This is a genomic window from Streptomyces sp. NPDC050704, from assembly GCF_040654355.1.
Taxonomy (GTDB): Bacteria; Actinomycetota; Actinomycetes; order Streptomycetales; family Streptomycetaceae; genus Streptomyces.
In genome coordinates this window covers 41720-52548 of record NZ_JBFAHW010000071.1, presented here as the reverse complement: position 1 = coordinate 52548, position 10829 = coordinate 41720, and the positions used below count along the sequence as shown (strand labels likewise).

11 protein-coding genes are annotated in these 10829 nt (G+C 71.5%); 7 read left to right on the top strand and 4 right to left on the bottom strand.

Features of this window, described 5'->3' with window-relative positions:
* Positions 1 to 148: 148 nt before the first annotated feature.
* The 3 genes from AB0I18_RS33625 to AB0I18_RS33615 all read right to left on the bottom strand — a co-directional run bounded on the left by AB0I18_RS33625 (position 149) and on the right by AB0I18_RS33615 (position 3058).
* Complete coding sequence (locus tag AB0I18_RS33625) at positions 149 to 931, bottom strand: ThuA domain-containing protein (RefSeq protein WP_363109440.1); 783 nt, start codon at positions 929 to 931, stop codon at positions 149 to 151.
* Between the two features lie 3 nt (positions 932 to 934).
* Positions 935 to 1699: an SDR family oxidoreductase gene (locus AB0I18_RS33620; protein WP_363109439.1), complete on the bottom strand. Its 765-nt coding sequence runs from the start codon at positions 1697 to 1699 to the stop codon at positions 935 to 937.
* Between the two features lie 93 nt (positions 1700 to 1792).
* A complete protein-coding gene (locus AB0I18_RS33615; RefSeq protein WP_363109438.1) occupies positions 1793 to 3058 on the bottom strand; it encodes an acyl-CoA dehydrogenase family protein in 1266 nt (421 codons plus the stop codon).
* Positions 3059 to 3267: 209 nt separating this feature from the next.
* On the opposite strand from AB0I18_RS33615, the gene AB0I18_RS33610 reads away from it, so the two are divergent.
* The 4 genes from AB0I18_RS33610 to AB0I18_RS33595 all read left to right on the top strand — a co-directional run bounded on the left by AB0I18_RS33610 (position 3268) and on the right by AB0I18_RS33595 (position 7901).
* Positions 3268 to 4812: an AMP-binding protein gene (locus AB0I18_RS33610; protein WP_363109437.1), complete on the top strand. Its 1545-nt coding sequence runs from the start codon at positions 3268 to 3270 to the stop codon at positions 4810 to 4812.
* A gap of 36 nt (positions 4813 to 4848) precedes the next feature.
* A complete protein-coding gene (locus AB0I18_RS33605; protein WP_363109436.1) occupies positions 4849 to 5463 on the top strand; it encodes a histidine phosphatase family protein in 615 nt (204 codons plus the stop codon).
* A 31-nt stretch (positions 5464 to 5494) separates the two neighbouring features.
* Positions 5495 to 6685, top strand: a complete 1191-nt coding sequence (locus AB0I18_RS33600; protein ID WP_363109435.1) for an acetyl-CoA C-acyltransferase — start codon at positions 5495 to 5497, stop codon at positions 6683 to 6685.
* Positions 6686 to 6941: 256 nt separating this feature from the next.
* The gene (locus AB0I18_RS33595) at positions 6942 to 7901 is read left to right on the top strand and encodes a PDR/VanB family oxidoreductase (protein ID WP_363109434.1); all 960 of its coding nucleotides are present in this window, start codon (positions 6942 to 6944) and stop codon (positions 7899 to 7901) included.
* A 69-nt stretch (positions 7902 to 7970) separates the two neighbouring features.
* Here AB0I18_RS33595 and AB0I18_RS33590 read toward each other — a convergent pair whose 3' ends face one another.
* Positions 7971 to 8417 (bottom strand): ATP-binding protein, encoded by a 447-nt coding sequence (locus AB0I18_RS33590; RefSeq protein ID WP_363109433.1) that lies wholly within the window; start codon positions 8415 to 8417, stop codon positions 7971 to 7973.
* A 312-nt stretch (positions 8418 to 8729) separates the two neighbouring features.
* Between AB0I18_RS33590 and AB0I18_RS33585 the strand changes: the two genes are divergently transcribed.
* The 3 genes from AB0I18_RS33585 (at position 8730) to AB0I18_RS33575 (ending at position 10793) form a co-directional block, all read left to right on the top strand.
* Positions 8730 to 9602: a helix-turn-helix transcriptional regulator gene (locus AB0I18_RS33585; protein ID WP_363109432.1), complete on the top strand. Its 873-nt coding sequence runs from the start codon at positions 8730 to 8732 to the stop codon at positions 9600 to 9602.
* Complete coding sequence (locus AB0I18_RS33580) at positions 9599 to 9874, top strand: DUF397 domain-containing protein (RefSeq protein WP_363109431.1); 276 nt, start codon at positions 9599 to 9601, stop codon at positions 9872 to 9874. Before AB0I18_RS33585 ends, AB0I18_RS33580 begins: the two co-directional genes overlap by 4 nt.
* 91 nt (positions 9875 to 9965) lie before the next feature.
* Positions 9966 to 10793 (top strand): SAM-dependent methyltransferase, encoded by an 828-nt coding sequence (locus tag AB0I18_RS33575; RefSeq protein WP_363109430.1) that lies wholly within the window; start codon positions 9966 to 9968, stop codon positions 10791 to 10793.
* Positions 10794 to 10829: the final 36 nt, after the last annotated feature.

The window sequence follows — 10829 nt, the reverse complement described above, 5'->3', positions numbered from 1 at the left end:
ACCCTGCCTGGTTCCGGCCCCCCCAGCCCGTCCGGCGTTTGAGGACGAGGCCGTTCAGGCCGATAAGCGGGGGTCTGGGGGCGCAGCCCCCAGGGATGGGTCGGGTAGGGGCGGCGGGGGCGAAAACCCTGGCGGCATCCCGGTCCGCTCAGCCGCCCGCCGGGCCCCCCACCCCCACAACCCGCTCCACACACCGCCGCAACACCATCAGGAACTCCGCAGTCCCCCACGGCCCCCGGTCCACCCGCCCGGTGTCCTCCACACCGAGATCCTGCACGTCATAGCGCCCCCGACAATGCCCGAGAGTGAAGTAGCACACCTCGCCAAGACCATGCCGCTTCAGATACAGCACAGGCCGGCGCACATCGTCGAGACCCGCGTCACCCTCCGCGAAACCACGGCACGGCCCCGAGTACTCCGCATGCAGCAACACCTCCAACTCCCCGTGCAGCTCACACACGTACAGCTCGTCGGTGACCGAGAACGGCTCGATCCCGGCGACCAGCGGATGATCCGGCCGGGTCACCTGTACCTCGTACGGCCCGATCGGCGGATGGGCGAGAAACTGGCTGCCGAGCACTTCGGCGAGTTCCCCGAGGAGTCGCGGAGTGGTGAACACCCGCGGCCCACCACGGACCGGCTCCTCGATCACCGAGTTGGTGCCGTGCAGGGCGAGCCAACGCCCGCCCCGCTCGACGAACCGCGCCAGCGCGGCCCGCTGTTCCGGTCGGGGCCGGACGTCGCAGGTGTAGGTGACCACCAGGTCGGCGTTCTCCAGTGCGGCGACGCAGTCGTAGTCCTGGTGGACGGTGGTGCGCACCTGCGGGTGGTCACCGAGCAGTTCCAGCAGCCGGAGCCGCGCGTAGTCGAAGTCGTGCCACCGGCCACCGCAGACCAGCACGGCGTCCAGCCGGCCGGCCGGGCCCGCCACGGCTCAGTACTGGACGCGGGTCAGTAGCCCGCCGTCCACCACGAGGTTGACGCCGACGCAGAAGGAACCGGTCCGTCCGAGCAGGAACGCCACCGCCGCGGCCACGTCCTCGGCGGTGCCGTAGCGGCCGATCGGCAGCTTGGCGAGCACCTCCTCGTACACCTCCGGGCGACTGGTGCGGATGGTCTCCCAGGCGCCGCCGGGGAAGTCGATCGGGCCGGGCGAGACGGTGTTGACGCGGATGCCCTTGGGCGCGAGGGAGTGGGCCAGGGCGGAGGCGTGCTGGACGACCGCGGCCTTGAGGGCGGAGTACGAGTTGGCTCCCGCCGGGCGGGCGGTGTCGGAGGCGTTGGTGGTGCCGATGGCCACCACGGCGGCCCGCTCGGACGCCTCGAGGTAGGGGAGTGCCGCTTCGACCAGCCCGGCGAACGGGATCAGGTCACCGCGCAGGCTGGCCTCCCAGGACTCGGGGCCCTTGACGTTGCCCGCCGACACGTTGGACACCAGCAGGTCCAGACCGCCGAGTTCGGCGGCCGCCCGCTCCACGAAACCCGCCAGCGCGGCCGGGTCGGTGACATCGACGGACTCGGCGAACACCGTCGCCCCTTCGCCGCGCAGTTCGGCCGCGGCCTTGGCCAGCGCCTCCTCGCCCCGGGCGCACAGCGCCAGCGCGCAGCCCTCGGCGGCCAGGGTTCCCGCAATGGCCCGGCCGATACCCCGGCTCGCACCGGTCACCAGCGCTTTCGCACCTGTCAGTCCCAGATCCATCGATGTCACTCCTAGCTTGTTGGGGGTTGTTGAGGTTTTGCGGGTTCGGCGGCTTCGTGTTGCGGGCGTCGCCCCACGCGTGCCGCCTACGGCTCAGTTGCCGGACAGTTCGGAGAACGGCGCCCGGTCCACCCGTGGTTCGCCCGGCAGCTTCAGCACGCGCTCGCCGATCAGGTTGCGCTGGATCTGATCGGTGCCGCCGGCCAGCCGGTAGCCGGGGGCGCCGAGTAGGTGTTGGGTCCAGGCGAACGTGCCGGGCTCCCCGGTGTCGGCGCTGATCCGGGCACCCATCAGCTCGGCGGCGGCCTGTCCGGTACGGGTGAGCAGGTCGGAGGCCATCAGCTTGGTCAGCGACGCCTCCGGACCCGGTCGGCCGCCGGCGGCGCTCGCCCGGGCGACCCGGTCCACGGTGGCCGTGCGCAGCGCGGCGCGGATGTACAGGTCGGCGAGGCGCTGGCGGACCAGCGGGTCCCCGGTGCGGTCGAGTGAGCGCGCGAGGGCGAGAACGTCCGTGAAGGTGCCGCCCTTGCGCCGGTTGCCGGTGCCGGAGGCGGTCCGCTCGAAGGCGAGGGTGGTGGTGGCGACCTCCCAGCCCTGCCCCGGACGCCCGATCTGCAGCCGGTCCGGAACACGTACGCCGCTGAGGAACACCTCGTTGAACGAGGCGCCGCCGCTCATCTGGCGGATGGGGCGTATCTCCACACCGGGGGCGTCCATCGGGACCAGGAAGGCCGTGATGCCCGCCTGTTTCACGACGTCCGGATCGGTGCGGGCGAGCAGCAGCCCGTGGTCGGCGAACTGGGCCCCCGAGGTCCACACCTTCTGACCGTCGATCACCCAGTCGCCCCCGCTCTCCTCCTGGTCGTCCTCGCTCGCCTCCTGTCGGGCGCGGGTGCTCAGGGCGGCCAGGTCGGATCCGGCGCCGGGCTCGCTGAAGAGCTGGCAGGCCAGCAGATCCGTACGCAGGAAGGCCCGTGCGTAGACGTCGCGTTGCTCGGCGGTCCCGAACAGGGAGACGGCCATGCCGACGAGCCGGACGGTGACGCTGATCAGCTCGGTCGACGGCGGCACCTGGAACGCCGCCTCCTCCTGGGCGAAGGCCATCGCGTGGGCGGCGCTCAGGCCAGGGCCGCCGTTCGCCCGGGGGAGCGTGAGGGCCTGGTATCCGGCGTCGAAGCGGGCGCGCTGGTAGGCGCGGCAGCGCTCCAGCAGGAGTCGCTCCTCGTCGTCGGGGAGGTTGTGGAACACGGCGAGATCAGGGGCGTCATCGGTGGACTCCGCCTCCCGGACCGGTTCGAGCACGGTGGCCAGCCACTGCCTGACCTGTGTGCGCCAGGTGTCCACATCCGGCTGGGACATGGGTCCTCCTCAGGACGCTTACCAAGACCGACACTTACCAGACGGAAGATTCAGTAACCATGGAGAGAAAGGGGCCACACCGCCCATGGAACAGGTGCGAATGCCTTCGTCTCGGTGAGAGTGTTCCGTACTTTCTTGATAAACGCTACAGTCTCGGCAACGGCTCTCCCGTGGACGCGGGAGAGGACCGAGCAGCCGCCGGAGGAGCCATGCCCCTGCTACCACTCGACCGTCGCGCCCAGGAGACACCCGACGAGCCCGCCCTGGTGGACGACGGGGAGGCGCTGTCCTGGTCCCGGCTCGCCGACCAGGTCGCGCGGGCGGCGGCACGTCTGCTGGAGATCGCGCCCGGCCCCGACGACCGGATCGCCGTCCTCGGGGACAACGCGATACCCACTCTGGTGGCCCACCTGGCCGGACTGCGCGCCGGAGTCGGGACCGTGGCCACCTCCCGGCAGCTGATGGTGGGCGAGCTCGTCGACCAGCTCATCGACGCGGGCGCGACGGGGATCGTCTCCGGACCCGCCGGTGCGGTCGCGGCCCTGGAGGCGGCCCGCGAACTGGGCCTGCCGCTCGTCATGCACGGAACCCCGGCGATCGGGCACGCCTTCGACTGGGACCTGTGGCTCGCGGCGGTTCCCGCCGGACGGACCCTCCCCATGAACCGGCCCGCCCGGCCGCCCCTCGTCTACACATCGGGAACCACCGGTCGGGCGCGCGGCACCGAGGTGCGCTGGGTGGACGGTCCGGTCGCCGACAGCTCCGCCTACCTGGCCGCGATCGCCGCCAGGGCCGGCTTCCCGCCGGGACCGCACCTCGTGTGCGGCCCGCTGCAGCACAACGCGCCGCTGACATCGCTGCGGCACCTGGTCGCCGGTCAACAGGTCGTCGTACTCGGCGGATACGACGCGGAGGCGTTCCTGCGCCGCGTCGACGAGTGGCGGGTCACCTCCACGGTGATGGTGCCCACCCACTTCCAGCGGCTGCTCGCCCTGCCGGAAAAGGCGCGCACCCGGTACGACGTCTCCAGCCTGGTCCAGGTCTCCCACACCGGGTCCGCCTGCCCGCCCGAGATGAAGCGGGCCATGATCGAGTGGTTCGGCCCGGTGCTGACCGAGTCGTACGGAGCCAGCGAGGCGGGCACGGTGGCCCGCATCAGCAGCACCGAATGGCTGGCCCATCCCGGCTCGGTCGGCCGCGTCCAGCCCCCGTTCGATGTCCTGGTGACCGACGACGACGGCCGGCCGCTGCCGTCCGGCGAGCTGGGACTGCTGGCGTTCCAGGCACCCGAGGGCAGGGGCGTGCGCTACCACGCGGACCCGGACAAGACCAAGGCCGCGTATGTCTCGCCCGGCGTCTTCACGCTCGGCGACATCGGCTACGTCGACGCGAGCGGCTACATCTTCATCACCGACCGGGCCGCCGACGTCGTGGTCTCCGGCGGGGTCAACCTGTACCCGGCCGAGAGCGAGGCGGTGCTGCGTCGGCATCCGGCGGTCGCCGAGGTCGCGGTCATCGGTGTGCCTCACCCGGACTTCGGTGAGTCGCTGCGCGCGCTGGTCGTGGCCGCCGGCACCGGGGACGAGCCGTCGGCCGAGGAACTGGACCGTTTCTGCCGGGACCGGCTGGCCGCCTACAAGTGCCCCAAGTCGTACGAGTTCGTCCCGCGGCTCCTGCGCAACGCGATGGGCAAGCTCGACAAACGCGCGATGCGCCGCCCCTACTGGCGCTCCGAGCGGACCATCGCCGGCTGAGCCCCCGCCCCACTCGTACCGTAAGAAGGATCGCTCATGACCGAACTCCTCCTCATCCGGCACGGCCTTCCCCTGGCGGGCGTCTACGACCCGGGGCTGTCGCCGGAGGGCGTCGCGCAGGCCGAACGCCTCGCCGCCTGGCTCGTGCACGAGGACATCGACGCCCTCTACGCCAGCCCCTTCCAGCGCGCCCGTGAGACGGCGGCGCCGCTGGAGCGCGTCACCGGGATGACCGCCACCGTCCTGGACGACCTGCGCGAGTGGGACACCGACGTCTCGCACCCCTACACGCCGCCGGAGCAGATCCGTGCGGACGATCCCCGCTCGGTGGCGCTCGCCGAGGGACGGTACGAGGACTTCGTACCCGACCTCGACTGGGACGCCTTCCGGGAGCGGGCGGCCCGGGCCATGGACACCATCCTGGACGCCCATCCCGGCGGGCGGGTCGCGGTCGTCTGCCACGGCGGCATCACCAACACCTATCTGGCGACGGTGCTCGGCCTGTCCCGCATGTTCTGGTTCCACCCCGGCTACACCTCGGTCAGCCGGGTGCGGCGGCTTCCGGGCGGGCGCGTCGTCCTGCACTCGGTGAACGAGACCGCCCACATGGTCGCCGAGCGGGCGGTCGGCACCGTCAACGCCGCCGCCTGACCTGCCCCATCCATCTCAGGAGGTTCCGGCCGTGCCCGGATCAGTCATCGTCGCCGGTTCCAGAACACCCATCGGCAAGCTGACGGGTGCGCTGAGTCCGCTGTCCGCGGCCGACCTCGGCGCGCACGCCATCAGCGCCGCGCTCGCCGCCGTGCACCTGGACCCGGCCGCGGTCGAGGCCGTCGTCATGGGCCATGTCGTCCAGGCCGGGGCCGGTCCCAACCCGGCCCGGCAGGCCGCCGTCAGCGCCGGCATTCCGTTCGCCGTACCGGCGAGCACCGTCAACAAGCTCTGCCTGTCCGGTCTGCACGCCATCGCCCTGGCCGACCTCATGATCGCCTCCGGACGCCACGAAGTCGTGGTCGCGGGCGGGATGGAGTCCATGTCGGGCGCCCCGCACCTGCTGCGCGGTGCCCGTGGCGGCTGGAAATACGGTTCGGCCGCCGCCGAGGACGCCCTCGACCGTGACGCGCTCACCTGCGCCTTCGACGGAGTCTCGATGGGAGCGGCCACCGAGCGGTACCAGCGGCCGTTCGCCTTCACCCGCGAGGAGCATGATGAGTACGGCGCACGGTCGCACCAACGGGCCCTGCGCGCCCAGGAGTCCGGCGTCCTGGCCGCGGAGATCACCCCGGTCACCGTGGCCGGACGCCGGGGCGAGACGGTGGTGGCGGCCGACGAGGGCATACGGCCGGGGACCACCGCGGAGAGCCTGGGGCGCCTCAAGCCCGCCTTCTCGGCCGCGGGCACCATCACCGCGGGCAACTCCTCGCAGCTGTCCGACGGCGCCGCGGCCGTCGTCGTGATGAGCGCCGAACGCGCCCGCCGCGAGGGCCTGACCCCGCTCGCGGAGATCGGCGCCTACGGCACCGTCGCGGGCCCCGACCCCTCCCTGCTCGTCCAGCCGGCCGGCGCGATCCGTGACGCCCTGTCCCGGGACGGCCGGCTGAAGACCGCCGACCTCGACCTCTTCGAGATCAACGAGGCGTTCGCCGGTGTGGCCCTGGCCTCGGTACGGGAGTTGGGCATCCCGCTGGAGAAGGTGAACGTCAACGGCGGCGCGATCGCCCTGGGACACCCGGTCGGCATGACCGGCGCCCGGCTGGTACTGACCCTCGCGGCGGAACTGCGACGGCGCGGCGGCGGTACCGGGGCGGCCGCCCTGTGCGGAGGCGGCGGCCAAGGCGACGCACTGCTGCTGCACGTACCGCCGGGGGTCTGACCCGCGCCTCCCACCTCCCCGTCCGACTGCCCCGAACCCGCACGAGGCTTGCCTGATCCTGATCCTGATCCCGATCCCGGCCTCGACTCCGATCCCGGCCTCGACTCCGATCCCGGCCTCGACTCCGATCCCGGCCTCGACTCCGATCCCGGCCCCGGCCCCGGCCTCGATCCCGATCCCGACTCCGGCCCCGATCTCGACTCCGACCCCGGCCCAGACCCCGACCCCGACCCCGTACGAGACCAGGTTGACGCACATGACCGATCAGCTGCCCCTGGACGAGGCGACCCTCGTCGTGGCGACCCGTACCCGCGCCGCCGACGGTGTCGTCTCCCTCACCCTGCGCCACCCGGACGGCGAGCCGCTCCCCTCCTGGACTCCGGGAGCACACATCGACCTGCTCCTGGGCGGCGATCTGATCCGCCAGTACTCGCTGTGCGGGGACCGGGTCGACCGGGCCGCGTGGCGGATCGCCGTCCTGCGTGAGCCGCAGGGCCGCGGCGGCTCCGCGTACGTCCACGACTTCCTTCCGGCAGGCGCCGCCGTGCGCGTCCGCGGGCCGCGGAACAACTTCCCGCTGCGGCCGGCCGCACGCCATCTGTTCATCGCCGGCGGCGTCGGCATCACGCCGATCCTGCCGATGCTCGCGGACGCCGAGGCCGCGGGGGCCGACTGGCGGCTGCTGTACGGCGGCCGCACCCGCACCTCCATGGCGTTCCTTGACCGCCTCGCGCCCTACGGCGACCGCGTGCTCGTCCGGCCGCAGGACGAGTTCGGCCTGCTGGACCTCGCCGCCTTCCTCGGCTCGCCCGCGGAAGGCACCCTGGTGCACGCCTGCGGCCCCGAACCCCTGCTCCTTGCGGCGCGGGACCAGTGCGCCGACTGGCCGCCCGGCACGCTGGGCGTCGAGCGGTTCGCCCCGGTGCGGGCAGCCGAAGCACGCCCCGCCGAGGCCTTCGAGGTGGTGCTCGCCCGGGCGGGGCTCACCCTCACCGTGGCGCCCGACCGCTCGGTGCTCGAAACCGTGCAGGAGGCCGGCGTCGAGGTGGACTCCTCCTGCCGCGAAGGCACCTGCGGCACCTGCGAGACCGACGTACTCGACGGCACCCCGGACCACCGGGACTCCCTCCTGAGCGAGGACGAGCGGGCCGCCGGCGACACCATGCTCATCTGCGTCTCCCGCTCATGCGGGCCGCGCCTGGTCCTCGACCTGTGATCGAGCCCGACACGGCGGTACGCGAAGCAGTACGCAAAGCGGTACGCAAACGGCTCGGACTCGGCGTGTCTATACGGCGGTTGTCAGGATCGCCCACACGGCGTTGCCTCCGGTGCGTGTCGAGCGGTCGACTCCCCAGGTGTCCGCGATCTGCTGCACCAGGAGCAGCCCGCGGCCGTTCTCGTCGTCCGGGCCCGGGTCGCGCGGGGGAAGGCCGCGCCCCGTGTAGTCGTGGTCGTGCACTTCGAGGCGCAGACACCCGTCGGTGATGAGCCCCGCGCCGCACAGGATCCGCGCGCCGACCGTGTGGAGTATCGCGTTGGTGGCCAGCTCGGACAGGAGGAGGACCGCGTCCGCGCGTAACTCGCAGGGCAGCTGCCAACTGGCGAGTCGCTCGTCCATGGTGTGACGGGCCACTCTGACGCTGGTCCGGTCCGCCGGGAGTTCGAGCCAGTGTGCTCTGTCCGGGACCGCACCGTCTGAGACTTGGGGGGAGGGAGTCGTGTGGGGGGACACGGTGGTTGCCTTCCAGCGAGGGGCGGGGCGCTGTGGGGGACTGGGAGGGGTGAGCAAACGGCTGTGCCGGAGAAGGGTGCTCCGGACGGCCTGGGCTCGAACGCAAGGGCACGCCAACTCCACAATGTGTGGGGGGAGTTGACGAATGATGCGCTCGTGCTCGATGGGACTGTTTCCGCAAGTAACTATGCTCGCAGCTTCGTTCACACTGCAACCGGCTCCCTGATAATTTCAGGAAGGCGGTATCTGATTGATGCCATCGGCAAGTCGCTGTCAGAGTCGTACCGGTGACGGATTCTCAGGAGGTAGGGCGTGAGCGAAGCTCGTTCGGGCTCCGGTACCAGTGCGCCCACCGTTCTCCGCATGATCCTGGGCAGGCGGCTGCAGGACCTGCGGCGTGGCGCCGGGGTGTCACTGGAGGACGCCGCGAAGGCCCTGCACGTGAAACCGCTGACCATCCGCCGCCTGGAGAAGGCGGAGGTCGCCCTGAAGACCCTCTACGTCGAGAAGCTGCTGCAGACGTACGGGGCCGGACCGCGGGAGACCGAAGAGTTCGTCGCGATGGCCGAGCGGGCCAACGAGCCCGGCTGGTGGCACGCGTACCGTGATGTGCTGCCCGGCTGGTTCAGCGCCTACGTGAGCCTGGAGACCGGCGCCAGGACCCTGCGCACCTATGAGCCCCAGTACGTCACGGGGCTGCTGCAGACATACGGATACGCGCGCGCCGTCCTGAGCGGGGGCTTCCCCAACGACAGCGACGAGGACCTGGAGCGGCGGGTCGATCTGCGGCTGCGTCGCCAGAGCCTGCTGGAGAGACCTGACGCACCCACTCTGTGGGTGGTGATGGAAGAGGCGGTACTGCACCGGGTGGTGGGCGGCGCCGAGGTGATGCGGGAGCAGATCGACCGGCTCCTGGAGGTCTCGGAGCTGGACCACATCGGTGTTGACATCGTGCCGTTCACCGCGGGCGCCCACGTCGGGGCGTGCGCCCCCTTCACCTACTTCCGCTTCCAGGAGCCGGAACTGCCCGACGTCGTCTACAGCGAGATCCTCTCCGGCTCCATGTACCTGGACCAGCGCTCCGACGTCGCCGCCCATCTGGAGGCGCACAGCCGTATGTCCCTGCTGGCCTCCTCGGCGGACAGCAAGGCCCTCCTGCACCGCATGCGCAAGGAGTACTCATGACCATCACGGACAGCAGTGCCAGTGTCCACAGCAGTGCCAGTGCCCACAACGGGATGTCCGCGTCGGATCTCGGTGAGCAGGGCTGGGAGCGGCCGTGGAGCGGGCCCAACGGGGGCCAGTGCGTGGAGATGAAGCGGCTCGCCGACGGCCGGGTGGCCGTGCGGCAGTCGACCGATCCCGCCGGTCCCGTGCTGATCTACACGCCGGAGGAGATCACGGCGTTCGTCGCGGGGGTCAAACAGGGCCTCGCCGATCACCTGACGGCCGGCTGAACCGGACCATGACGGACCAGGACCGGGAGGGATGCCGGCCGGCCCGGCCGCGACCTGCCCGGCACGTCGACGCACACCATGAAAGGGACTGATGAGCAACTCCCACGCCGCCCGGGACATCGACACGAGCAGGCCGCACTCCGCCCGCATGTACGACTACTACCTCGGCGGCAAGGACCACTTCGAGGTCGACAAGCAGGCAGCCGAGACCGTCGCGGCCGCGTATCCCGGCATCTTCGTGTGTGCCCGGGAGAACCGGGCCTTCATGCACCGGGCCACCCGGGTTCTCGCGCAGGAGCACGGCATCCGCCAGTGGCTCGACATAGGCACCGGCATCCCCACCGAACCGAACCTGCACCAGGTGGCCCAGTCCGCGGTCCCCGACGCCCGGGTGGTCTACGCCGACAACGATCCCCTCGTCCTCAAGTACGCCGAGCGCCTGATGCGCAGCACACCCGAGGGCCGCACCACCTACATCGAGGCGGACGTCAACGAGCCCGAGGCGCTCCTGGACGCCCCCGAGCTGTCCGAGGTCCTGGACCTGGGCCGGCCCGTCGCGCTGTCCCTGAACGCCCTGATGCACTTCGTCACCGATGCCCGGGATCCGTACGGGATCGTCGCCCGTCTGCTGGACGTACTTCCCTCGGGCAGCGCCCTGGCCCTGAGCCACTGTACGCCCGACTTCGACCCGCCCACCTGGGAGAAGGTCACCGAGATCTACACCAACGCCGGGACGCCTGTGCAGTTCCGCTCCCAGCGGGACGTCACCCGCTTCTTCGACGGGCTCGACCTGCTCGATCCCGGCATCACCGTCGGCCACCGCTGGCGCCCGGACCCCTCGACCGGCGAGGCCGCCACGACGGAGCCGCTCACGGACGCCCAGGTCAGCCTGTGGACCGGGGTGGGCATCAAGCCGTAGCCGAGGCCGCGGGTCCGCGGGGTGAGCCACCGCCGA